18 protein-coding genes and 2 riboswitches are annotated in these 25034 nt (G+C 61.5%); of the genes, 6 read left to right on the top strand and 12 right to left on the bottom strand.

Going from position 1 to position 25034, the window contains the following annotated elements; all coding sequences use genetic code 11:
- Positions 1–45: 45 nt before the first annotated feature.
- From pepN to AC07V4_RS19205, 6 genes are read right to left on the bottom strand one after another with little or no spacing between them, the layout of a single operon-like run.
- Positions 46–2703, bottom strand: coding sequence for an aminopeptidase N (gene pepN / locus AC07V4_RS19230; protein WP_492636510.1), 2658 nt, complete (start codon positions 2701–2703; stop codon positions 46–48).
- A gap of 13 nt (positions 2704–2716) precedes the next feature.
- The gene (locus AC07V4_RS19225; RefSeq protein WP_492636718.1) at positions 2717–3547 is read right to left on the bottom strand and encodes a DUF2797 domain-containing protein; all 831 of its coding nucleotides are present in this window, start codon (positions 3545–3547) and stop codon (positions 2717–2719) included.
- On the bottom strand, positions 3544–3804 hold the full coding sequence (locus tag AC07V4_RS19220; protein ID WP_016972751.1) for a YeaC family protein: 261 nt from the start codon (positions 3802–3804) through the stop codon (positions 3544–3546). The genes AC07V4_RS19225 and AC07V4_RS19220 overlap by 4 nt, the downstream gene beginning before the upstream one ends.
- 14 nt (positions 3805–3818) lie before the next feature.
- Positions 3819–4688, bottom strand: coding sequence for a rhomboid family intramembrane serine protease (locus AC07V4_RS19215; RefSeq protein WP_431752062.1), 870 nt, complete (start codon positions 4686–4688; stop codon positions 3819–3821).
- Entirely contained in the window at positions 4685–5659 is a 975-nt protein-coding gene (locus tag AC07V4_RS19210) for a metallophosphoesterase (protein WP_492636717.1), read from the bottom strand. Before AC07V4_RS19210 ends, AC07V4_RS19215 begins: the two co-directional genes overlap by 4 nt.
- Positions 5656–6546 (bottom strand): NAD(+) kinase, encoded by an 891-nt coding sequence (locus AC07V4_RS19205; RefSeq protein ID WP_003217892.1) that lies wholly within the window; start codon positions 6544–6546, stop codon positions 5656–5658. Before AC07V4_RS19205 ends, AC07V4_RS19210 begins: the two co-directional genes overlap by 4 nt.
- A 145-nt stretch (positions 6547–6691) precedes the next feature.
- Here AC07V4_RS19205 and AC07V4_RS19200 point away from each other — a divergent pair, with 145 nt between their 5' ends.
- Positions 6692–7639 carry a DUF1853 family protein gene (locus AC07V4_RS19200; RefSeq protein ID WP_492636509.1) on the top strand — a complete coding sequence of 316 codons (948 nt, stop codon included), beginning with the start codon at positions 6692–6694 and terminating at the stop codon, positions 7637–7639.
- Between the two features lie 292 nt (positions 7640–7931).
- On the opposite strand, the gene AC07V4_RS19195 is transcribed toward AC07V4_RS19200, so the two are convergent.
- Genes AC07V4_RS19195 through cobW form a run of 4 tightly spaced genes read right to left on the bottom strand, consistent with a single transcriptional unit; the run spans position 7932 to position 14412 of the window.
- On the bottom strand, positions 7932–8534 hold the full coding sequence (locus AC07V4_RS19195; protein WP_492636508.1) for a vWA domain-containing protein: 603 nt from the start codon (positions 8532–8534) through the stop codon (positions 7932–7934).
- 53 nt (positions 8535–8587) lie between these two features.
- Positions 8588–9586, bottom strand: coding sequence for a magnesium chelatase ATPase subunit I (locus AC07V4_RS19190; RefSeq protein ID WP_492636507.1), 999 nt, complete (start codon positions 9584–9586; stop codon positions 8588–8590).
- Positions 9586–13347, bottom strand: a complete 3762-nt coding sequence (cobN, locus tag AC07V4_RS19185) for a cobaltochelatase subunit CobN (RefSeq protein WP_492636506.1) — start codon at positions 13345–13347, stop codon at positions 9586–9588. The genes AC07V4_RS19190 and cobN overlap by 1 nt, the downstream gene beginning before the upstream one ends.
- A 3-nt stretch (positions 13348–13350) precedes the next feature.
- Entirely contained in the window at positions 13351–14412 is a 1062-nt protein-coding gene (gene cobW, locus AC07V4_RS19180; protein WP_492636505.1) for a cobalamin biosynthesis protein CobW, read from the bottom strand.
- A 93-nt stretch (positions 14413–14505) separates the two neighbouring features.
- Positions 14506–14705, bottom strand: a riboswitch (cobalamin riboswitch).
- Positions 14706–15464: 759 nt separating this feature from the next.
- A riboswitch (cobalamin riboswitch) is annotated at positions 15465–15666 on the top strand.
- A gap of 97 nt (positions 15667–15763) precedes the next feature.
- On the opposite strand from cobW, the gene AC07V4_RS19175 reads away from it, so the two are divergent.
- The 4 genes from AC07V4_RS19175 (at position 15764) to cobM (ending at position 17870) form a co-directional block, all read left to right on the top strand.
- A complete protein-coding gene (locus tag AC07V4_RS19175) occupies positions 15764–15952 on the top strand; it encodes a CbtB domain-containing protein (RefSeq protein ID WP_078742010.1) in 189 nt (62 codons plus the stop codon).
- Between the two features lie 11 nt (positions 15953–15963).
- Entirely contained in the window at positions 15964–16665 is a 702-nt protein-coding gene (locus tag AC07V4_RS19170; protein ID WP_492636504.1) for a CbtA family protein, read from the top strand.
- The gene (locus AC07V4_RS19165) at positions 16662–17054 is read left to right on the top strand and encodes a cobalamin biosynthesis protein (RefSeq protein ID WP_431750800.1); all 393 of its coding nucleotides are present in this window, start codon (positions 16662–16664) and stop codon (positions 17052–17054) included. Before AC07V4_RS19170 ends, AC07V4_RS19165 begins: the two co-directional genes overlap by 4 nt.
- 69 nt (positions 17055–17123) lie before the next feature.
- Entirely contained in the window at positions 17124–17870 is a 747-nt protein-coding gene (gene cobM, locus AC07V4_RS19160) for a precorrin-4 C(11)-methyltransferase (protein ID WP_492636503.1), read from the top strand.
- Between the two features lie 220 nt (positions 17871–18090).
- Here the strand turns inward: cobM and nfuA are convergent, their stop codons facing one another.
- Positions 18091–18675, bottom strand: coding sequence for a Fe-S biogenesis protein NfuA (gene nfuA, locus AC07V4_RS19155; RefSeq protein WP_003190728.1), 585 nt, complete (start codon positions 18673–18675; stop codon positions 18091–18093).
- A 94-nt stretch (positions 18676–18769) separates the two neighbouring features.
- On the bottom strand, positions 18770–21061 hold the full coding sequence (locus AC07V4_RS19150; protein ID WP_492636502.1) for a fatty acid cis/trans isomerase: 2292 nt from the start codon (positions 21059–21061) through the stop codon (positions 18770–18772).
- Positions 21062–21223: 162 nt separating this feature from the next.
- Between AC07V4_RS19150 and metH the strand changes: the two genes are divergently transcribed.
- The gene (gene metH / locus AC07V4_RS19145) at positions 21224–24934 is read left to right on the top strand and encodes a methionine synthase (protein ID WP_492636501.1); all 3711 of its coding nucleotides are present in this window, start codon (positions 21224–21226) and stop codon (positions 24932–24934) included.
- Positions 24935–25034 lie beyond the last annotated feature (100 nt).

Here is a 25034-nt window from a genome sequence, read left to right as displayed (position 1 = left end):
ACTACAAGAGCTTTTCTGCGGCAGATTTCCTTAACTGAACTGGATTTACGCGAGGCTCTTGCTGACCACCTCGAACACATCGCTCGACAGCTCACCGGAAGCACGGATGCGCTCCAACTCTGCCTTCATCAGTGCCTGGCGCGCGTCGTCATATTTGCGCCAGCGTGTCAGTGGCGCCAGTTGGCGTGAGGCGATCTGCGGGTTAAGGCTGTTCAGCTGGATCACCAGGTCCGCCAGGAAGCGATAACCCGAGCCGTCGGCCGCGTGGAAGTTGATCAGGTTCTGCCCGGCAAACGCGCCCACCAGTGCCCGTACTTTGTTCGGGTTCTTGATGTTGAACGCTGGGTGCGCCATCAACGCCTTGACCCGCGCCAGGCCGCCCGGCAAGGTGCTGCCCGCTTGCACGCTGAACCATTGGTCCATGACCAGCGGGTTGTCCTTGAAGTTTTCCGCGAACACCGCCAGTGCCTGGGCTTTCTCCGCGTCGAACGGCGAGTTCACCAGCACTGCCAGCGCGGTCAGGCGTTCGGTCATGTTGTCGGCAGTGTCGAACTGCTCGATGGTCGCCGCCAACACTTCCGGTTTGCCACTGAGCATCAGGTACGACAACGCGATGTTCTGCAATGCACGACGAGCAAAATGCTCGGCCGCAGCCACATAAGGCGTTTGCTTGGACAGCTCGCGATTGGCCTGGTAGCGCAACCACAGCGCTTCGTGCAGGTTGTCCGCCAGTTGCTTGCGCGCAAACTCGCGGGCGGCGTGGATGGCATCTACATCCGCCACTTCGCTGATCTCAGTCAGGTAGGCTTCACCCGGCAACGACAGCATTTCCGCAACCATGGCCTGATCCAGGCTTTCGTCGCTCAACACACTGCGCAGCGCGGTGATCAAGCGCTGATCCATGTGCAACGCCTGGCCCTGCTGATGTTGAGCGATGAGTTCCTGCAACACCTGCACCGCCAACTGCTGGCCGGCGTCCCAACGGTTGAAACCGTCGCTGTCGTGCTGCATCAGGAACATCAACTGATCGCGGTTGTACGGGAAGCTCAGCTTCGCCGGCGCCGAGAAGCCCCGCAGCAGCGAAGGCAACGGTTGCTCAGCGATATCGACGAAGGTGAAGGTTTGCTCGGCTTCGGTCACCGAAATCACGCGGGATACACCCGCCGCAGTCGCCTCACCGGCCAGGCGCAACGCAATGCCGTTGCCCTTCCCGTCCAACAGGCCCAATTCCACTGGAATCACGAACGGCAGCTTTTCCACCTTGTCCGGGGTTTCCGGGCAGCTTTGGCGGAACGTCAAGCTGTAGGTCTTGGCAGCGGCATCGTAGGACTCGCTTACCGCGAGGCGTGGCGTACCGGCCTGGCTGTACCAGCGCTTGAACTGGCTCAGGTCGGCGCCATTGGCATCTTCCATGGCTTTGACAAAGTCGTCGCAGGTCACGGCTTGCCCGTCGTGGCGCTCAAAGTACAGGTCACTGCCCTTGCGGAAGCCTTCGGCGCCGAGCAAGGTGTGGATCATGCCAACTACTTCCGAGCCCTTTTCGTACACGGTCAGGGTGTAGAAGTTGGAAATTTCGATAAAGCTTTCCGGACGTACGGCGTGGGCCATGGGGCCAGCGTCTTCAGCGAACTGGTGCGTGCGCAGGTACGCCACGTCCTGGATGCGCTTGACCGTGGCCGAGTTCATGTCGGCGGAGAAGCCCGAATCGCGGAACACGGTAAAGCCTTCCTTGAGCGACAGCTGGAACCAGTCGCGGCAGGTCACGCGGTTGCCCGACCAGTTGTGGAAGTACTCGTGGGCGACAATCGCCTCCACACGCTGGTGCGCGGCATCGGTGGCGGTTTCGGCACGGGCCAGTACGGCGCTGGAGTTGAAGATGTTCAGGCCCTTGTTTTCCATGGCGCCCATGTTGAAGTCGTTCACCGCCACGATCATGAAGATGTCGAGGTCGTACTCGCGGCCGTAGGTTTCTTCATCCCAGCGCATGGATTTCTTCAGGCTGGTCATGGCGTGCTGGCATTTGTCGATATTTTCCGGCTCGACGTAGATGCGCAGTGCGACTTCACGATCAGTCATGGTGGTGAAGGTATCTTCGACACACCACAGATCACCGGCTACCAGGGCAAACAGGTAGGCAGGCTTCTTGAACGGGTCTTCCCAGGTCGCCCAGTGACGGCCGTCTTCACCAGGGCCGCTGGCAATCGGGTTGCCGTTGCTCAAGAGCACCGGGTAGCTGTGCTGCTCGGCGATCACCGTGGTGGTGAACGTGCTCATCACATCCGGGCGGTCGAGGTAGTAGGTGATCTTGCGGAAACCTTCGGCCTCGCACTGGGTGCAGAACATGCCGCTGGACTTGTACAAACCTTCCAGGGCGGTATTGGTTTCCGGGTGAATGCGCACGCTGGTGTCGACGGTGAAGGTTTCGCTGGTCGGGTGCAGGGTCAGGTGGCTGTCGGTCAGTTGGTAGTCCGAAGCCGTCAGCTCGTGGTCGCCCAAGGTGACGGTCAACAACTCCAGTTGCTGACCATCCAACACCAGTGGCGGCAGGCCGGCGCCGCGCTCAGGGTTGCGGCGCATCACCAGCTGCGCGTGGACCAGGCTGTGGTCCTCGAACAACTCGAAGGTCAGGTGTGTCTCGTCGATCAGGTAGTCCGGCGCCTGATAGTCCTTAAGGTAAATCATCTTCGGTTGTTCGGTGCGCATGGGTGGCATCCTTCTACTGATGCACGGCGAGCTGGTAGGCCGTGTACTTACGAATGTTGATTACGCCGGTGTCGAAGATCAGGTACTGGCCCTTGATCCCCAGAAGCGTGCCTTCGGCAATCGGGTTCTTGTCCAGGTTGAAGCTGACGATCTTGGCCGGATATTGCTCCACCGGGTAGCGGATTTCGATGGGCTCGATATCGGTCACCGGTTGGATGGCCTGCAGGCCGAAGCGTTCCTGCAAGCCGAGCAAGCCTTCGGCGCAGGAGGCAAAGAGTTCATCGCGTACCTGCTTGAGGTCCACCGACTCGGCATCGCCCTTGAGCAGCGCGCGCCAGTTGGTCTTGTCAGCCACTTGGCTGCGGAACAGGTCTTCGACAAAACCGGATTGCTGGCGAGTCGCAACCCGCATGATCGGCAGCGCCTGACTGGCGCCCTGGTCGAGCCATCGGGTTGGCAATTGCGTGGCGCGGGTGATGCCGACCTTGATGCCTGACGAATTGGCCAGGTAGACCACGTGGTCGGTCATGCAGAATTTTTCGCCCCAGCCCGGATCACGGCAGGTGCCGGCATCGTAATGGCAACGCTCGGGGCTCATGATGCACAGATCGCACTGGGCCAGTTTGGTCATGCACGGGTAGCAATAGCCCTGGCTGAAACTGGTCTTGGTCTTGCGGCCGCAATGGCTGCAATGGATGGCGCCGAGGTATTCCAGGCGCACGTGAGTACCGATCAACGGGTTGACCGGCACCTCGACATCACCCAGACGAAACGCGTATTGAACGGTCGGCTCACCGAGTTGAGCCGACATTTTACTGACTGCACCGCGACCAATTTCAATCAATGGATCGCATCCGACTTGAACAGGATGTTCGGCACCGGTGCCGACTTGGACGCGCATTCCTGCGGGCCCATATAGCCGGTGCGCTGGTCTTCCGGCAGGTTCTGGATTTCCCAGGCGATCACCGCTTGCAGGGACAATTCGCGCTGCTCGGCGGTGAGTTTGCGGCCATCGGACCATTTGCCGATTTCAACGGCGAGCTTGAGACTCTCGTAGATGTCCGGGGTGATGTTTTCGATCATTTCAGCAAAAGAGGACATAAGGCTCTTCCTTATCAAATAGAGGCTTTGCGGCGGCTGTACAGCCCACCCAGCAAACCCGTCAGGCAACCGATGACCAAGCCGCCCACATGGGCCGCGTTGGCGATTTCGCCGAAGCCGATCATCGAGACCAGCCCCGACATGCACAGCACCAGCCATATCAGCATCATCGCCAGCACTCCACGGGGCAGGCGATAGGCCGGGTTCGGCGACAGTAATTGGAAAATCCAGCAGTGCCCGAGCAGGCCATACAAAACGCCGGACAACCCACCAAACAGGCCGGGGCCGCCATAGGCGTATTGCGCGTAGTTGGAGACCAGGCTGAACAACAGGGTCAAGCCCAGCAAATTGATACTGCCCTGGCGCACTTCGATACGGCGGCCCAGTTCCCAGTACCACATGCCATTCATGGCCAGGTGCAGGATGCCGAAGTGGATCAGCATCGGCGTAACCAACCGCCACCACTGCCCCGAGGCCAGGCTGTCGGCCAGCGGCGTGAACTGGATGTACTCGCCCATCACCCGGAACGGCAGGAAGGTCAGCCAGGCCATGGCTTGCAGGTTTTCGCCAAGCAAGGTCACGGCACCCACAACCATGCTCGCCAACAACACCAGCGCCGTGACCGGGCTCATGCGCAGTTGTTGAACGAAGCTTGGGCGGGTAACGGGCGCCTGCTCGGGAATATCCAGCTGTTGGTCCGGGTCACCGGCGGGGAAACGCTGGTACAGCACACGCACATCGTCGCTAATGGTTTCAGGCACCCACAGCACCTGCTCTCCGCCCTCTTCGCTGACGCGATGGGGCACTTGCATGCGTTGCAACAACTTGACGAAACCACCCAGGTCGACGCTCAGGGGCAAACGCAATACAGCTACGGTACTCATGCAATGACCTCAGGGCGCTCAACGTCCACCCAGACAAATTTACGCGGGTCCAGTTGGGCTTCCTGGTCCAGTCGATACGCCACCAACTTGCCGTACAGCACGGCGCTGTAGTCCAGGCAGGCCAGGTTGTCGCGGATCGGTGCAGGTTTGCCGCTGCGCCAGTAATGGCCAACGAACAACAACGGCTCGTCGACGCCATAGCGCAGCAGGGAGTTTTTCTCCGTCGACGACAACGGCGTGCGTGCCACTGGCTCCGGCAGTGCGTCCGGCTGGAACACGATGTCGCCGTAGGTTTTCGGATCGTCTTCCCAGAACTTGGTACGGAAGAACGAGCGCGTCAGGCCATCGCCACCGGTCAACGTCAGACCATCGGGCAGGCGCATGTCGGTGCCGCGCAGCAAGCGGTCGAAGGCATTGCACGCAAAGCTGCCCGGTACCGCGGCGGCTTGCAGGAAGTGCTGATCGATACAGCCATCCGGGAACGTGGCGCGCAGCGGATCGATAAAGCCGTCATCCCAGCACGCATGCACCACGCGGAAGCGTCCGGCGTCGACAAACAGCGGCATGTCGTAGAACCAGCCAAGGAAGTCGTGCCAGTCAGCCGGGTGGTGCTCGAACTGGGCCAGGGTCTCGTGGATCAAGCGCGCATGGCGTGGGGTGTGCTCGCGCACGAACTGCTTGCCACTACCCGGCGGCGCCGGTGTGGTCCAGCCCAGCGCGTTGAACTCGTGGTTGCCCATGATGCACAGCGCCTGGCCGGCCTCGGCCATGTCATGGACGATATGCAGCGCCTCGCGGATACGCGGGCCACGGTCGATGATATCGCCGAGGAACACCGCCATCCGCGTGGGATGGCGCCAGGTGCCGCCCTGCTTTTGGTAACCCAGCCGGTCGAGCAGGTGCTCAAGGGTATGGGCGCAACCGTGCACGTCACCAATCAGGTCGTAGCTACGCGCGGGATCGAGCATCAGTCGCCTCCACCCCCCAAGCGGCTGCCCCAGCCCAACTTGGTGCGGCACACTTCGTAGTAGTTGTGATCCAGAGGATGGATCAAGCGCAACTTCTGTGCCTTCTTGCTCACGGTGATGGTGTCACCGGGGGCGCAGGTGAAATGGTTCTGCCCGTCGCAGGAGACTTGCGGGTAGATCTGCATGTCTTTGGACACCACGATTTTCAGCTCACTGTTGCCATCGACCACAATTGGCCGGCTGGACAACATATGGGGGTACATCGGCACGATCACAATGGCATCGAGCTTGGGATGCATGATCGGGCCACCCGCTGACAACGCATAGGCCGTGGAGCCGGTAGGCGTGGCGACAATCAGGCCGTCGGCCTTTTGGCTGCACACGAACTGGCCGTCAATGTACAGCTCGAACTCGATCATCCGCGTGGATTTGCCTGGGTGCAGCACCACATCGTTCAGTGCATCGCCCTGGCCGATGGCTTCACCGTGGCGGCGTACTTCGGCTTGCAGCAGGAAGCGGTTTTCCACCAGGTAATGGCCGTCGAGCACCTTGGCCACTTCGACTTCCAGTTCATCGGGGCGGATATCGGTGAGGAAACCCAGGCTGCCCCGGTTGATCCCCAACACCGGCACATTATGCCGCGCCAACGCCCGGGCTGCGCCGAGCAGGCTGCCATCGCCGCCGACCACGATCACCATGTCGCACACTTCGCCGAGCATCTTGCGCGACGAGGTTTGCAGGCCGTGGCCCGGCAGGATTTCGGCGATGGTGTCTTCGAGGATCACATGCAGGTGGCGTTCCAGCAGGAATTTTTTCAGCCGGCGGACGGTGTCCAGCACCTGGGTACTGCCCAGGCGACCGATAATGCCGATATTGCGAAATTGCTCCATGGGGCTCCTGCGGGGTATGGGGTGTGGCCAAAAAGAACGATTATGGGCGAAAGGCCGCGTCAGGCAAAACCCTTTGTCGCCGTGAAGCCGTGATGACAACGGTTCTCAGCCACCTGCCGTGCAGTTAAAAGGCTATGCTCGGACCATGACTGTGTTCCCGGATCTGCACAACCTGCCCCGCCAACTGCGCCACCCAGAAGTGCGCGACTTGGCGTGGGTGATGCTCGCCCCGCCGATGCTCGCGCAAACGCCATGGCCGCAGCGTCATCCATTGGCCGGCAGCGACTGGGTGCAGGCGCCCGATCGGCTTGAGCATTGGTTGCGCACCCTCGACCAAGACAGCAGCGCCTTGCAGCACTGGCTGAGCCTGTCCCGCACCCGGCGCCTGGGCCTCTACTATGAACGCCTGTGGCAGTTCGCCGTGCAGCATGCACCGGGGGTGGAATTGTTGGCAGCCAACCTGCCGATCCGCCGCGCCGGGCACACCTTGGGCGAGCTCGACATGCTGGTGCGCGACCGCGATGGCGTGCACCACCTGGAACTGGCAATCAAACTGTATCTCGGCCCCCAGGACGGTGACGGCCAAGATGCGGCGCAATGGCTAGGGCCGGGTTGTCATGATCGGCTGGACCGCAAGTTGGCGCACCTGGCGCACCATCAACTGCCGATATCGGCCAAATCAGAGAGCCGCGAAGCCTTGGCCGCGCTGGACATCCAGCAATTCGACGCGCATTTGTGGCTCGGCGGCTATTTGTTGTACCCATGGCCTGGTCAGGCTGAATCCCCCCACGGCGCCCACCCGCAGCATCTGCGTGGGCGTTGGTTGCACCAGCGGGACTGGCGCGACTTTGTCAGCGCGGGCCAGCCCGGCCGCTGGCAGCCTCTGCCCCGGCACGCGTGGCTGGCGCCGGCGCATTACCCGCCGGATGAGGTCTGGAGTGAACCGCAGATGCAAGGCTGGCTCACCGACCTGGACCCCATGGCGCCGGCGCAATTGCTGGTGCGGTTGGTGCAGAACGGTGAGGACTGGGAAGAGGCCGAGCGGTTGTTCCTGGTGGCGGATCTTTGGCCAAATGTGCCGGGGGTGGGTTGAATTGTGTGGTGGACTTCAAGGCCTCATCGGGGGCAAGCCCCCTCCCACATTTGGAATGCGTTCACCTGTGGGAAATGTGCCGGGGTGGGTTGAGTTGTGTGGTGGACTTCAAGGCCTCATCGGGGGCAAGCCCCCTCCCACATTTAGAATGCGTTCACCTGTGGGAAATATGCCGGGATAGGTTGAATTGTGTGGTGGATTTCAGGACCTCATCAGGGGCAAGCCCCCTCCCACATTTGGAATGCGGTCACCTGTGGGAGGGGGCTTGCCCCCGATAGCAGTTGCCCAGGCACTACAACTTATCGATATGCCAATATTCCAACTGCAACCCCATCGCCAGCTGTTGAGCCCTGCCCAACCTGATCGGCCCACGTTCGATATCCACCAGTAACCCCGGACACTCCAGCAACGGCAACCCGGCAACATCCTTAAGCCGCCCATCCGTAATCACCAACAACCGCTGCTGCTCGGCAGGATAGCGTTTGCGCCGCAGCGCCAACCAATGCCCAGCCTCGGTCAGCGCCGCCAGCAACGGCGTACCGCCACCGGCGCCCAACGGCTCCAGCCAACCTGAGAGGCTCTTCGCCGCTTTCAGCCCCTGCACCTGCCACTTGGGCGACTGCCCGCTGGCGGTCAACAACGCCATGCGCGCTCGCTGGCGGTAAGCGTCCTCGAACAGTTGGGCCAGCAAGCCTTTGGCGTCGCTTAATGCACGATGGCGACGCGTGGACGCCGAGGCATCGACAATCACCAGCCACAATTCATGGGCCGAACGGCTGCGCAGATGAAACAGCAAGTCCTCGCGCGCTTGCGGGCGACCACCGAGCAAGGTGCCCGGCCAATTGATCAAGCCCTGTTGAGCGCTACGTGCCCTGCCCTGTCTGCCTTTGTCCACTCGCCCTGCTTTGGGCCGGGCATCCGCCCCCGCGTCAAGTCGAGGGCGAATGCCTAGGGCTTTTTTGGCCAGGCAGGCACATCACGGCGAACGCCCGTGGGCAGTGCCGGTGCGGGCATATCGCCCCACTGGCCTTGACCGGATGAAGTATCGGACGGCTTGGGCGACTGGCCCTGATTGGATGGGCCGGCAGGCGGTGATTGCTCCTGACGGCGATGGCGCAAGGCAAATTCGGCCACGGCCTCAATATCTTCGTCGGCGATGGCATCAGCCCCCCGCCAAGCGGCGTGCGCCCTGGCGCCGCGCAGCCAGACAAGGTCGGCACGCAAACCATCGACACCCGCGGCAAAACAGCGTTCGGTAATCTGCGCCAAGGCCTGATCATCCAACGCGATACGGTCGAGCCGCGCCCGGGCCTGGGTACAACGTTCGCGCAAAGCAGCCTGTTGCTCAGCCCATTGCGCACAGAAGGTGTCAGGGTCGCTGTCAAAATCCAGTCGACGCCGAATGATCTGCCCGCGTTCGGTCGGCAAGGTCTGCCCGCTCAAGGCCACATTGAAGCCGAATCGATCGAGCAACTGCGGGCGCAACTCACCTTCCTCCGGGTTCATCGTGCCGATCAGCACAAAGCGCGCCGAATGCCGATGGGAAATGCCGTCTCGCTCGATCAGGTTGGTGCCGCTGGCGGCCACGTCCAGCAGCAGATCCACCAAGTGATCCGGCAACAAGTTGACTTCATCGACATACAACACCCCACCATCGGCCTTGGCCAACACGCCAGGAGAAAACTGCGCACGCCCTTCGCCCAGTGCAGCATCCAGGTCCAAGGTGCCGACCAGGCGTTCTTCGGTGGCGCCCAGCGGCAAAGTGACGAACTGACCGCTGGCCAACAGGTCGGCCAAGCCACGGGCCAAGGTGGACTTGGCCATGCCGCGCGGACCTTCGATCAGTACGCCGCCGATCTTCGGGTCAATGGCGGTCAGGCACAGGGCCAGTTTCAAGTCGTTGGCACCGACCACGGCGGACAGCGGGAAATGGGGAATATCAGTCATCAGCTGTCTTCTTCTATATCCAGCAACAGGTTTTCCAACGCCTCGCGATAGGCCCCCGGCTCCTGCCACAGACCACGCTGCTGGGCTTCGAGCATGCGCTCGGTCATGTCACGCAGCGCAGCCGGGTTGTGCTGCTGCACAAAAGCCCGGGTGTCAGGGTCAAGCAGGTAGGCGTCGGCGAGCAAGGCGTATTGATGATCATCGATCAGGGCCGTGGTGGCGTCGAAGGCGAACAAATTGTCCACGGTCGCCGCCATTTCGAACGCACCTTTATAACCATGACGTTTAACGCCGTCGATCCACTTGGGGTTGGCGGCCCGGGAACGGATCACACGGTTGAGCTCTTCCTTCAAGGTGCGGATCTTCGGCAAGTCCGGTTGGCTATGGTCGCCATGGTAGCTGGCGGCTTTTTCGCCACTCAGGGTTTCCACGGCAGCAAGCATGCCGCCCTGGAATTGGTAATAGTCGTTGGAGTCGAGCAGGTCGTGCTCGCGATTGTCCTGGTTCTGCAACACCGCCTGCACTTGGCTCAGGCGCTGGGCGAATTGCTCGCGGGCCGCGGTGCCTTCATCGGAGCCGCCATACGCGTAAGCCCCCCAATTGAGGTAGACCTCGGCCAAATCCTCGCGGCTTTGCCACAAGCGCCCGTCAATGGCGCCCTGCACGCCTGCGCCATAGGCACCCGGCTTGGCACCAAAGATACGCCAACCGGCCTGCTTGGCGGCGGCTTCTTCATCCAGGCCGGACTTGAGCAGCGCCTCACGCTCGCTACGCACCTTGGCTGCCAACGGGTTCATATCGTCCGGCTCATCCAACGCCGCGACCGCCTGCACCGCCGCATCGAACAGACGAATCAGGTTGGCAAAGGCATCGCGGAAGAACCCGGACACCCGCAACGTCACATCCACTCGCGGGCGATCCAGCAGGCTGATCGGCAGGATCTCAAAGTCATCCACCCGCTGGCTGCCGGTGGCCCACACGGGGCGTACCCCCATCAGCGCCATGGCCTGGGCGATATCGTCACCGCCGGTGCGCATGGTCGCCGTGCCCCACACCGACAGGCCGAGTTGACGCAGATGATCGCCGTGGTCTTGCAGGTGCCGCTCAAGTATCAGGTTGGCCGACTGGAAACCGATGCGCCAAGCGGTGGTGGTCGGCAAGTTGCGCACATCCACCGTGAAGAAATTGCGCCCCGTGGGCAGTACATCCAGGCGCCCACGACTCGGCGCGCCACTGGGGCCTGCGGGCACGAACCGACCATTCAGGGCATCCAGCAACCCGCGCATTTCTGCCGGGCCGCAGGCATCCAGGCGTGGCGCGACGACGATGCGCAGGCTTTCGATAACCGCCTTCACATCCTCCCACCCGGGCTCCTCCAACTGCTCAAGCGGACCTTCCAGCGCCTGCTCGATCAGTCGCGTCGCATACAGCTCCAAGCGTTCGCGGGTATCACCGGCGGTGCGCCACAATTGCGCGTCGATCTTCTGCAACACCTCCGGACGGCGCCCGGTCCAGGGCTCGGCCAAGGCACAATCGAGGGGATCGAAGCCCAAGTCGAAAGCCTTGGCCAGCACGCGCAACAGGCTCGATTGCGGGCCACGACCATCTCCGCGCGGGATGCGTAACAACGCCAGCAGCGTGTCGATACGCAAGCGGCCCTCGGGGGATTCGCCAAAGATATGCAGGCCGTCGCGAATCTGTGACTCTTTCAAGTCGCATAGATAAGTGTCCAGGCGCGGCAACCAGACGGCCGCATCCACGTCGCTGCCCAACTCCAGTTCCTGGTCGATACGGGTTTCGCGCACCAACTTGAGAATGTCTTTCTGCAGCTCCAGCGCACGGCGCGGGTCAAGCAACTGCGCCTCGTAGTACTCGTCCGCCAACAGCTCCAGGTTACGCAACGGGCCGTAGGTTTCGGCACGGGTCAGCGGTGGCATCAAGTGATCGATGATCACCGCCTGGGTGCGCCGCTTGGCTTGGGCGCCCTCGCCCGGGTCATTGACGATAAACGGGTAGATATTCGGCAGCGGCCCGAGCAATGCGTCGGGCCAGCAGTTTTCCGACAGGCCCACCCCTTTGCCCGGTAGCCATTCGAGGTTGCCGTGCTTGCCCACGTGGATAACGCCGTGAGCGCCGTAGGTGTGGCGCAACCAGAAATAGAAGGCGAGATAGCCGTGGGGCGGCACCAGGTCCGGATCGTGATACACCGCGCTAGGGTCTACTTGATAACCCCGCGCTGGCTGGATGCCGACAAACGTCAGGCCCAAGCGCAGGCCAGCGACCATCATACGACCGTCGCGGCACATCGGGTCGCGATCAGGCGCGCCCCAGCGCTCCAGCACGGCCTGGCGGTTGGCTGCGGGCAAGCCGTTGAACATCGCCTCATAATCGTCCAAGCCCAGGCTTTGGTGACAAGGGCGCTGGTCGAGGCTGTCCATGTCGTTGGTAACACCACCCAACAGCTCATGGATCAGCGCCGTACCACTGTCCGGCAGTGTCTGCGGCAGTGGATAGCCTTCAGCTTGCAACGCACGCAGGATATTCAGCGCAGCGGCCGGGGTGTCCAGGCCCACGCCGTTGCCGATGCGTCCGTCGCGGGTCGGGTAGTTGGCGAGCACCAGCGCAATGCGTTTGCTCGCATTCGGCAGCCGCGCCAGTTCGACCCAACGCCGCGCCAGTGCGGCGACAAAGTCCATGCGCTCAGGGGCGGCGCGGTAGCACACCACGTCCGACTGGCTGCGCTCGCTGCGCCAAGCCAGGTCTTTGAAGCTGATGGGCCGACTGATGATGCGCCCGTCCAACTCCGGCAACGCGATGTGCATCGCCAGGTCACGCGGGCCGAGACCTTGTTCGCTGGCCTCCCAGCCGGGCTGGTTGTCTTGGGCGCAGATCGCCTGGATCACCGGGACATTGCGGCGAAACGGGCGCAAGTGCGGCGCTTCGGGGCTGGATTGGGCAAAGCCGGTGGTATTCAGGATCACCGCTGCTCCGACGTCATTCAGCAGTTCCTCGACCACCGTGAGGCAGCCGGGCTCTTTCAGACTGGCCACCGCTATCGGCAACGGATTAAGCCCCGCCGCCTGCAAACGTTGGCAGAACACATCGATAAAAGCGGTATTGGCGGCCTGCAAATGAGAGCGGTAAAACAGCACCGCCGCCACCGGAAACTCAGCCTCCCACGCTATTTGCCAGTCATTGAGCCGGGCATTGGCTTTATGTGGGTGGTAAATCGCCGTACGCGGCAAGGTTTGCGGCTCGCTCCACGCGTAATCGCGGCCCAGGTAAGCACTGGCCAGGCAACGATAGAAATCCAGGGCATTGCCCAAGCCGCCCTGGCGCAGGAAGTGCCAGAGGCGGTCGCGCTCTTCCATACCGACGGTACTCAGGCCACTGAGTTCCGGGTCCGGGCGATCATCCCCCGGCACCAGGATCAGTTGCACGCCGCGCTCGGCCAACTCCACCAGGCGTTCGATGCCGTAGCGCCAATAACCGATACCGCCGTGCAGCGAAATCAGGATCACCTTGGCGTGGCGCAACACCTCATCAACGTACAGATCGACCGAAGCGTGGTTCTGTACCTGCATCGGGTTGGCCAGGCGCAGGCTGGGGTAATCCTCAGGCAACTGCTGAGCGGCCTCGGCCAACAGCGCCAGGCTGGAATCGCCACTGCACAGGATTACCAGTTCAGCGGGGGTTTGGCCTAAGTCGGCAATATTGTCATCCGAGACGAAACCACCGGGTTGGGTCCTGAGCAGGTGCATGGGTCAGACGCTGAGGGCAGCGCGCAGTTGCGCTTCAAGGCCCGCTGCGTCCAGCTCCTGGCCGATCAGCACCAGGCGTGTGGTGCGCGCCTCATCGGCGCCCCAGGCACGGTCGAAGTGCTTGTCGAAACGTGTGCCCACGCCCTGGATCAGCAAGCGCATCGGTTTGTTCGGGATGGCCGCAAAACCTTTGATGCGCAGGATGCCGTGTTGCACAACGAGCTGCGTCAGGGCGTCGAGCAGCAGCGCTTCGTCGGTTTGGGGCAGGTCGATGGAGATCGAATCGAAAGCATCGTGGTCGTGATCGTCTTCGCCTTCGTGATGATGATCATGATGGCTGTGACGAGCGTCGATATGCTCCTCAGAGCCTGCGCCCAAACCAATCAGCACGTCCAATGGCAGGCGACCGCTGCTGGCTTCGATGATCTTCACTGCTAGCGGCAGTTCTTCGGCGACTTCCAGGCGCACACGGGCCAGGTCTTCAGGGCTGATCAGGTCAGTCTTGTTGAGGATTACCAAGTCGGCACTGGCCAGTTGGTCGGCGAACAGCTCGTGCAGCGGCGACTCGTGATCCAGGTTCGGGTCGAGCTTGCGCTGGGCGTCCACTTGATCCGGGAACGCGGCGAAAGTGCCAGCGGCCACGGCCGGGCTGTCGACCACGGTGATCACCGCGTCAACGGTGCAGGCGCTGCGGATTTCCGGCCACTGGAAGGCTTGCACCAGAGGTTTGGGCAGGGCCAGGCCGGAGGTTTCGATCAAGATATGGTCGAGGTCACCGCGACGGGCCACCAACTCGCGCATCACCGGGAAGAACTCTTCTTGTACGGTGCAGCACAGGCAGCCGTTGGCCAGTTCGTACACGCGACCGTTGGCTTCTTCCTCGGTGCAACCGATGGAACACTGCTTGAGGATTTCCCCGTCGATACCCAGCTCGCCAAATTCGTTGACGATCACAGCGATGCGGCGGCCCTGGGCGTTATCCAGCATATGGCGCAGCAAAGTGGTCTTGCCCGAGCCGAGGAAGCCGGTAACGATGGTGACAGGGAGTTTGGCCAGTGTTTTCATCGGATGCCCTTTGGGGCGGGCATACGGGACGACAGGCCCTGCGGCAGCGCGCAGCAGCGGATTTCGTCACCGGATCACCCCGCCCGGTTGAATTGGAAAATCGGTTGCGAGGCAGGTCTCCTGGCTTGGGGCTTGCAGGTCTTGCGACCGGCGCTGGCTGCGCCTTCCCGCCTTATCGGCAGTGGCGTGGCAGTCAGCAGAACCCTTCACAGTTGCGGGGGCAGCCGCGGCTTGAACCGCGTTCCCTTCTTAGCTTCGGCCTGGGCCGAAGAACCTCGAGGGTGCAAGGCTACGCAGTGCTTGGGGGATGGTCAATGATGGGGTTGGCTGGTGTACATATCCGTTGCTGCGGTAACGGCCACTTAGGGTTCCGCTCTTACAGCGGCTCACTTTTTGAAAAGCGCAAAAGTAAGCAAAACGCTCTTGCCCCAACACTCGGCACCTCGCTCACGCTCGGTGTGCCCGTAATCCGACATGGATTTGGGGGGCCGCCGCCACGCGCCATCCATGGCGCGGGGCGGCTAAACCGGCATCCATGCCGGTTTACCCCCCAAATCCATGCCGAATTCCGGCCAGCGTGTTTGATGGGGCGCCTAAGATCAAAATCAAGATCAAAAACAGAGCAAAAGCCAGAGCAGCATCAGATCTGCTTTTCTGTGGGAGCTGGCTTGCCTGCGATGCAAACACCTCGGTGAATCAGGTACACCCAACTGATGCCATCGCAGGCAAGCCAGCTCCCACATTTGACCGAGATCGACAGTCAGAAACCGGTCAGCTCTAAGGCCGCCGCGCTTTTGCTTTTGATCTGGAGCGCCCCGTCAAACACGCTGGCCGAACGCAGGCTTGAATCCGTGGGCAACCCGGAGTGAGGGCACACCGAGCCTAGGCGAGGTGCCGAGTGTTGGGGCAAGAGCCCTTTGGTTACTTTGGGACTTTTCCAAAGTGACCCGCCGTAAGGGCGGAACCAATAGTAGCCGTTACCCAAATAACGGATATGTACACCACCACCAAAAACCACATCCCAATTGACTCCCCTCCCACCCCCATGCTCTCCTACACATCTTGTTTCGGGTGCCCTGCAAAGGGTGAAACGGGAAACCGGTGACTCATGTTCACATGACAGTCCGGTGCTGCCCCCGCAACGGTAAGCGAGCGAAACGTCATATCCACTGTGCCAAACGGTATGGGAAGGCGACGTTTTCAGGCATTGAGCCCCTCGCAAGCCCGGAGACCGGCCCGAAAAAATCAGATAACAAACCCGCGGTGGGCGGGCGCTGTTCGAAACCCTGCGGGCCTGGCTCGCGGGGTTTTCATGCGCTCGTTTCGCCCCGAAAACCCAAAGGGACGCGCCATGTCGATCATCAGCAGCACTTCGCACACCGCCAGCAGCACTTCTACCCTGAGCCAACGCCTGACCGCCGCCATCGGTGCATCGATCCTGGGTGCGTGCCTGGTGTACTTCGCGGGTTTCTCCCATATCGAAGCGGTGCATAACGCCGCCCACGATACCCGCCACAGCGCCGCGTTCCCGTGCCACTGAGACCTGCCGACATGATCAAGCGTATTGCGCAAACCGCAGGTTTCACGGGCCTTTTGGCCGCCCTGCTGCTGACCTTGCTGCAAAGCTTCTGGGTCGCCCCGCTGATTCTGCAGGCGGAGACTTTTGAAAAGGCCCCGGCCGCTACCGAAATACACGAGCACGCCGAAGGTGCGGCCGCACATACCCACGACGCTGAAGCCTGGGAGCCGGAAAACGGCTGGCAGCGCGTGCTGTCCACCACCGGTGGCAACCTGGTGGTCGCGGTAGGTTTCGCGCTGATGCTGGCCGGCCTCTATACCTTGCGCGCCCCCACCCGCACCGCCCAAGGCCTGCTGTGGGGCCTGGCGGGTTACGCAACCTTTGTACTGGCGCCGACCCTGGGCCTGCCGCCAGAGTTGCCGGGCACTACCGCAGCGGACTTGGCGCAGCGCCAAATCTGGTGGATCGGCACGGCTGCGTCTACCGCCGTTGGTATTGCGCTAATCGTGTTCGGCCGAAGCTGGCTGCTGAAAGTGCTGGGCGTGGCGATCCTGGTCGTGCCCCACGTAATCGGCGCACCGCAACCGGAAGTGCATTCGATGCTGGCTCCAGAGGCCCTGGAGGCGCAGTTCAAGATCGCGTCGCAACTCACCAACGTGGCGTTCTGGCTGGCCCTGGGCCTGATCAGCGCCTGGTTGTTTCGACGTAATCGCGATGGTCAGTATTCGGCATGACCTTGGTGGTTGGCCTGGGTTGCCAGCGAGGTTGTGAAGTTCACACCTTGCTGGCGCTGTTTGACGACGCCTTGGTCACGGGCGGTATCGAGCGCCAACAGGTCACGGCGCTGGCAAGTATCGATAACAAACAGAATGAACCGGGATTACTGGCACTGGCCGCGCTGCTGGACCTGCCTTTGCAGTGTTTCAGTGCGCAACACTTGGCGACGTTTGAAGACCGCCTGAGCCACAGGTCCGAAGTTGCCTTTGCCCATACCGGCTGTTACGGCATCGCCGAAAGCGCCGCCCTGGCCCTGGCCGAACACCTGGCCAACGCACCTGCCCGCCTGTTGATTAACCGCAGAAAATCCTCCCAGGCCACCTTTGCATTGGCGTGCGCCGGCTGAAATCCCGATAATTGCCCGTCAGATCATGAGCATTTTTCATGCTCGCCCGTTTTTCAACAGGAACTCCCCATGACCGTCTACTTCATTGGCGCAGGCCCCGGCGACCCGGAATTGATCACCGTCAAGGGCCAGCGACTGATCCGCAGCTGCCCGGTGATCCTCTACGCGGGCTCGCTGGTTCCAGCAGCGGTGTTGGAAGGTCATCAGGCGCAAACGGTGGTCAACAGTGCCGAGCTGCACTTGGAACAGATCATCGACCTGATCAAGGCGGCCCACGCCAAGGGCCAGGATGTGGCGCGCGTGCACTCGGGTGACCCAAGCCTGTATGGGGCGATTGGCGAGCAGATCCGCTATCTGCGCGAGCTGGGCATTCCGTTCCAGATCATTCCTGGGGTCACCGCCGTGGCGGCATGTGCGGCGCTGCTGGAAACGGAGCTGACCCTGCCGGACATCGCCCAGAGCGTGATCCTGACCCGCTACGCCGACAAAACCAGCATGCCCGCTGGCGAAGACTTCGACAGCCTGGCCCGACATGGCACGACCATGGCGATTCACCTGGGGGTCAACCACTTGGAGAAGATCGTCGCCGCACTGCTGCCGCACTATGGCGCGGATTGCCCGATTGCTGTGGTGCACCGGGCGACGTGGCCGGATCAGGATTGGGTGGTCGGAACGCTTACTGATATTGCCGAGAAGGTCGCCGCCAAGGGGTTTCGGCGCACGGCGCTGATCGTGGTGGGCCGTGTGCTGGCCAGTGACAGCTTTAGTGAGTCGTCGCTGTATCGGGCTGGGCATGCGCACCTTTATCGCCCCTGAACACATTCCGAACTCAATGCAAAACCCTGTGGGAGCCGGGCTTGCCCGCGATTGCGGTGTGCCAGGTAAAACATTTGCCTGCTTATGTACCGCTATCGCAGGCAAGCCAGCTCCCACAGTTGATGTGTTTTGTTAAGTAGATAGTGCAATACATTGAATTTAAAGCATAAAAAACGGCGCTCACGGGGCGCCGTTTTTTTGTTCGCAGCGAACACCTTACTCAGTAGTAGGCGTTTTCTTTCTGCGTGTGGTCAGTCACGTCACGTACACCCTTGAGCTCCGGAATGCGTTCGAGCAGCGTGCGCTCGATACCTTCACGCAGGGTCACGTCCGCCTGGCCACAGCCCTGGCAGCCGCCGCCGAACTTGAGCACGGCGATGCCGTCATCCACCACGTCGATCAGGCTGACCTGACCGCCATGGCTGGCCAGCCCTGGGTTGATCTCGGTCTGCAGGTAGTAGTTGATGCGCTCGTTCACCGGGCTGTCGGCGTTGACGTTCGGCACCTTGGCGTTCGGCGCCTTGATGGTCAACTGGCCGCCCATGCGGTCGGTGGCGTAGTCAACCACGGCGTCATCCAGGAAGGCTTCGCTGAAGGCATCGATGTACGCGGTGAAGCTTTTCAGCCCCAGGGCGGTGTCTTCAGGCTTCTCTTCCCCAGGCTTGCAGTAGGCGATGCAAGTCTCGGCGTATTGGGTGCCGGGCTGGGTGATAAAGACGCGGATGCCGATACCCGGGGTGTTCTGCTTGGACAGCAGGTCAGCCAGATAATCGTGGGCGGCGTCGGTAATGGTTATGGCAGTCATGGAAACTCCTCACAGGCTTGCCGGCAGTTTACGCCAAAATATTACGCAGGTACAAAGTCCTAGTAATTTTGTCGGAAAAGACCCGCACCGCCTGTCAGAGGTTTTCATAGCGATTCATGTCCAACACGCCCTCTTCTACCGGCGCAGTCTCGTGGATGTACTGCGACAAGTCATGAAAGTACTGCCAGAACAGCGGGTGACTGCGACGGATACCCCAGCGATCGACGATCTGCTCGAAACGCTTGGCATCCTTGGCATTCTCCATCGCAGCAACAAACTCTGGCACTTCCCGTGCCGGAATATTGAACATGAAATTGGGGTAGCTGCTCAGTACGCCCGGATAGATCGTCACCGTATCCAGCCCTGGCTGATAGCGATAAGCCTCACCCAGCAAGAACGCCACGTTACTGTGTGCACGGTTGCGCAGCATGCTGTAGACCTCACGCTTGCCGCTAGCGGTTTCAATGCGCAGCATGGTGGCTTCAGGCAATTGGTCAATGACCTTGAGCCCGGCGGCCGGGCGCGAGGTCAGCCGGCTGAGCGCCTGCTCTGCGTCCTGTAACGCCGGATCGATACCGTCACGGGAGCAAAAGGCCCCGGCGCAGCGGTTGATCGGGTCCGGTCTGGCATTCAGGTCGCCGTAGCGGCTCAGCAACTGGTTGGCGAAGTCGCGTTTCGGGTCTTTCTCGTTGAGGTACAAACCGCTCGGCTTGTCATCATCAATCGATTCGTAGTCCAGCCACAGCTTGAGCTTGCCACTGTTCTGGTACCAGTCATCGAGGAACCCATCACGACTGTCCGCCGGCATCAGGCGCAGGAAGTTCTGCTCAGCGCCGTTGCGGATCAGGTCGAAATACAGGCGGGTCTGGGCCTGGTGCGACACGTTGCCGAACACGTCGAAGTTCACCGCCAATTGGTAATAAGTGCGCTCCAGCAGCGGGTAATCAAACAGCCACATGGTTTGCGGCACTTCGCCGATCAAGCCTTTGGTGACCGAGGCGCTGTCAAAGTGACGGAAGATGCTCAACAAGGCATTGTCATTGCCGGCCCACAGGGTTGACCAGCTTGGCGGCGACACATCCGCATAGCTATCACGGCGCAACGCCTCGTATTGGTTGCGCTTGTCGCGATAGGCCAGCCACAGGCTGAGTACGCTGCCCACGTCATCGTTCTGCCCCGGCATCGCCAGTAGTGGCGTGGCCTGGCCGCGATAACGGGCATCAGTGATGTACAGGTCGTGGTCCGGGTCCTGGAACAGGGCCCAGAAGTTATCGCGGATCACGTCCGTGGCGATCTGCCCACGGCACACCGGCCCGCGAATGAAGGTGCGCACGAAGTATTCGGCGTTATCCAGCATGAACTGGTAGCGCGCCTTGGCCGGGATCGCCTCGAAGGTTTCGAATGGGTTGGCGCGACGGCCCGGGCCATAGCCTGGCAGCGCATTGACCTGCCAGTTGCCGGCATAGAAAAGCTCTTTGATGCGCGCCATCTTCTCGGCGCTGAACGGGTAAGTGATGTGGGTTTTATGCACGATCACACCCTGAACCGGCCATAGCCGGTAGTACACCTGGGTACCGGGGTCGTCGTTGGGACGGCGCGTGGCGATCAGGTCGATGGGCTTGCCGCTCGGCGTGCGCGAACGTACCCATTGAAAGTAATGCCCGGGTTCGCCGTTCTCGAAATAGATATGCGCCAGGAACAAATGCTCGAACAACCAGCGCGCCACTAGGCTTTCCCGGGCGCCGGGCTGGTTGAACAGGTTTTCCCATTGCTGCACTTGCAGCGCTTCTTTTGCGCTGGGCGCCAGGCCCTGCTCGTCTATGGGCGCGCCGGAGGCGAGCCAGCGTTGCAGGGTCTGGTATTGCTGGTCGGTCAGGCCGGTGACCGCCAGCGGCATGCCTTCCTTGGGGTGGCTGCCGGCGTAGGCGTTGAACTCGCCGGGCATGGCACACATGTTTTCACGGTTCAGGCCCAGCACAATGTCTTCGGGCAACTTGGCGTTGGGTTGTAACGGCGCGTTGTGGCCCAGCTCCAGCATGCGCGCCATCAGCGCGGCCTGGCTGCCCTGGGCGTCCAGCACCGAATAAAAGCCCTTTTGCTGCCAGGCTTGCTTGCCGAACGCGTCGTAGAACAAACGGGTGGTCGGCGTGGCTTGGCTGCGTTCGCCATCGTAGACCGGTGTTTTGCTCGCACCACGGGCCGCACCCTCGGCGCTGCCCAGGTTGAGCTGGCACGCCGAGTCGTAGCAGGCGTGGCAGGCCACGCACTTTTCGGTAAAGATCGGCTGGATATCGCGGGTATAGGAGATCACCGAGGCGGGACCTTGTGCCTGGGCAAAGCTGGTGACCAGCGCCACGATGGTGCTGGTAATTAGACGAAGTGACATGTATCCGGTCCCGATTCGAAGCGCTGGAAAATTGCCGGTAATTCTACCGGGCCATCACCCACGACAACATGAACGATATTCATGCAAAACCCGAACATGCTCCAAATCGGCACAGGTTTGCTATGATCCACGCCCTCCGTAATGCCTGACCAGAGTAGTCCCATGTCCGATCGTAGCGCTCGTCTGCAAGCCCTTAACCAAGCCCTCAAGGAACGCATCCTGATCCTCGACGGCGGCATGGGCACGATGATCCAGAGCTATAAGCTTGAGGAAAACGACTACCGTGGCAAACGCTTCGCCGACTGGCCCAGCGACGTCAAGGGCAACAACGACCTGCTGGTGATCACCCGCCCTGACGTGATCGGTGGGATCGAAAAGGCCTACCTGGATGCCGGCGCCGATATCCTGGAAACCAACACCTTCAACGCCACTCGCATCTCCATGGCCGACTACGGCATGGAAGAGCTGGCCTATGAACTGAACGTTGAAGGCGCACGCCTGGCACGCAAGGTGGCCGACGCCAAGACCCTGGAAAACCCGGGCAAACCACGTTTCGTCGCCGGCGTACTCGGCCCGACCAGCCGCACCTGCTCGCTGTCGCCCGACGTGAATAACCCCGGCTACCGCAACGTGACCTTCGATGAACTGGTGGAGAACTACACCGAGGCCACCAAAGGCCTGATCGAAGGCGGCGCCGACCTGATCCTGATCGAAACCATCTTCGACACCCTCAACGCCAAGGCCGCGATCTTCGCCGTGCAAGGTGTGTTCGAAGAACTTAATATCGAACTGCCGATCATGATCTCCGGCACCATCACCGACGCCTCCGGCCGCACCCTGTCGGGCCAGACCACCGAAGCGTTCTGGAACTCCGTCGCCCACGCCAAACCGATTTCGGTGGGCCTGAACTGCGCCCTGGGCGCCAGCGAACTGCGTCCGTACCTGGAAGAGTTGTCGAACAAGGCCAACACCCACGTATCCGCGCACCCCAACGCCGGCCTGCCCAACGAGTTCGGCGAGTACGACGAACTGCCATCGGAAACCGCCAAGGTCATCGAAGAATTCGCCCAGAGCGGCTTCCTCAACATTGTCGGCGGTTGCTGCGGCACCACGCCGGGCCACATCGAAGCCATCGCCAAGGCAGTGGCCGGTTATGCTCCGCGCGTGATCCCGGATATTCCGAAGGCCTGCCGCCTCTCCGGCCTGGAGCCGTTCACCATTGATCGCAGCTCGTTGTTCGTCAACGTCGGCGAACGCACGAACATCACCGGCTCGGCCAAGTTCGCCCGCCTGATCCGTGAAGACAACTACACCGAAGCCCTGGAAGTCGCCCTGCAGCAGGTGGAAGCCGGCGCCCAGGTGATCGACATCAACATGGACGAAGGGATGCTGGATTCGAAGAAGGCCATGGTGACCTTCCTCAATCTGATTGCCGGCGAGCCGGACATCTCCCGCGTGCCGATCATGATCGACTCCTCCAAGTGGGATGTGATCGAAGCCGGCCTGAAATGCATCCAGGGCAAGGGCATCGTCAACTCCATCAGCATGAAGGAAGGTGTGGAGCAGTTCATTCACCACGCCAAGCTGTGCAAGCGCTACGGTGCCGCCGTGGTGGTGATGGCTTTCGACGAAGCCGGCCAGGCCGACACCGAAGCGCGCAAGAAAGAAATCTGCAAACGCTCCTACGACATCCTGGTCAATGAAGTCGGCTTCCCGCCGGAAGACATCATCTTCGACCCGAACATCTTCGCGGTCGCCACCGGTATCGAAGAGCACAACAACTACGCCGTCGACTTCATCAACGCCTGCGCCTACATCCGTGACGAGCTGCCGTATGCACTGACCTCCGGCGGCGTGTCCAACGTATCGTTCTCGTTCCGTGGCAACAACCCGGTACGTGAGGCGATCCACTCGGTGTTCCTGCTGTACGCGATCCGCAACGGCCTGACCATGGGTATCGTCAACGCCGGCCAACTGGAGATCTACGACCAGATCCCGGCCGAGTTGCGCGACGCCGTGGAAGACGTAGTGCTCAACCGCACCCCGGACGGCACCGACGCCCTGCTCGCCATTGCCGACAAGTACAAGGGCGACGGCAGCGTCAAGGAAGCCGAGACCGAGGAATGGCGTGGCTGGGACGTGAACAAGCGCCTGGAACATGCACTGGTCAAGGGCATCACCACGCACATTGTCGAAGACACCGAGGAATCGCGACTGTCGTTCGCGCGGCCGATTGAAGTGATCGAAGGCCCGTTGATGTCCGGCATGAACATCGTCGGCGACCTGTTCGGCGCGGGCAAAATGTTCCTGCCACAGGTGGTGAAATCCGCCAGGGTGATGAAGCAAGCCGTGGCCCACTTGATCCCGTTCATCGAGCTGGAGAAAGGCGACAAGCCGGAAGCCAAGGGCAAGATCCTGATGGCGACCGTCAAAGGCGACGTGCACGACATCGGCAAGAACATCGTCGGCGTGGTACTCGGCTGCAACGGCTATGACATCGTCGACCTCGGCGTGATGGTGCCCGCGGAGAAGATCCTGCAGGTAGCCAAGGAGCAGAAGTGCGACATCATCGGGCTGTCCGGACTGATCACACCGTCCCTCGACGAGATGGTGCATGTAGCCCGTGAGATGCAGCGCCAGGACTTCCACCTGCCGTTGATGATCGGAGGCGCCACCACGTCCAAGGCGCATACAGCGGTGAAGATCGAGCCCAAGTACAGCAACGATGCGGTGGTGTATGTCACCGACGCCTCGCGTGCAGTGGGCGTGGCCACCCAGTTGCTGTCCAAGGAACTCAAAGCCGGGTTTGTCGAACGTACCCGCGAGGAATACGTCGAAGTGCGTGAACGCACCTCCAACCGCAGCGCCCGCACCGAGCGCCTGAGCTACGCGGCGGCCATCGCCAAGAAGCCGCAGTTCGACTGGAGCACCTATACGCCGGTGGTTCCGACCTTCACTGGCGCCAAGGTGCTGGACAACATCGACCTCAACGTCCTGGCCGAGTACATCGACTGGACGCCGTTCTTTATCTCTTGGGATCTGGCCGGCAAGTTCCCGCGCATCCTCACCGATGAAGTGGTGGGTGAAGCGGCCACCGCGCTGTACGCCGACGCCCAGGAAATGCTCAAGAAACTGATCGACGAAAAACTCATCAGCGCCCGTGCGGTATTCGGCTTCTGGCCGACCAACCAGGTGCGCGACGATGATTTGGAAGTCTACGGCGAAGACGGCAAGCCCCTGGCGACACTGCACCACCTGCGCCAGCAGATTATCAAGACCGACGGCAAGCCGAACTTCTCCCTGGCCGACTTCGTGGCGCCCAAGGACAGCGGCGTGACTGACTACGTGGGTGGTTTTATCACCACCGCCGGCATCGGCGCCGAAGAAGTCGCCAAGGCCTACCAGGATGCGGGCGACGACTATAACTCGATCATGGTCAAGGCCCTGGCCGACCGCCTGGCCGAAGCCTGCGCCGAGTGGCTGCACCAGCAAGTGCGTAAAGACTACTGGGGTTACGCCAAGGACGAGCAACTGGACAACGAAGCGCTGATCAAGGAGCAGTACAGCGGCATCCGCCCTGCCCCCGGCTACCCGGCGTGCCCGGACCACACCGAGAAAGGCACCCTGTTCCAACTGCTGGACCCAGAGGCACGTGAGATGCAGGCCGGTCGCAGCGGCGTGTTCCTTACCGAACACTACGCGATGTTCCCGGCGGCAGCCGTCAGCGGCTGGTACTTCGCCCATCCGCAGGCGCAATACTTTGCCGTGGGCAAGGTCGACAAGGACCAGGTGACGAGCTACACCGCCCGCAAAGGCCAGGACTTGACCGTGACCGAGCGTTGGCTCGCGCCAAACCTGGGTTACGACAACTGATCCGATACCGCATGGCCGCCTGTGCCACCGCCTTCGCAGCCTCGCTGAAGCTCGACAGCTCCCACAGGAGATTGGCGGTGTTTGGGAAAACACTGCCGAC

The organism is Pseudomonas sp. GW821-FHT03A09 (assembly GCF_059421065.1).
Note: the sequence above shows the minus strand (reverse complement) of the source record. Positions and strands in the feature narration are given on the sequence as shown.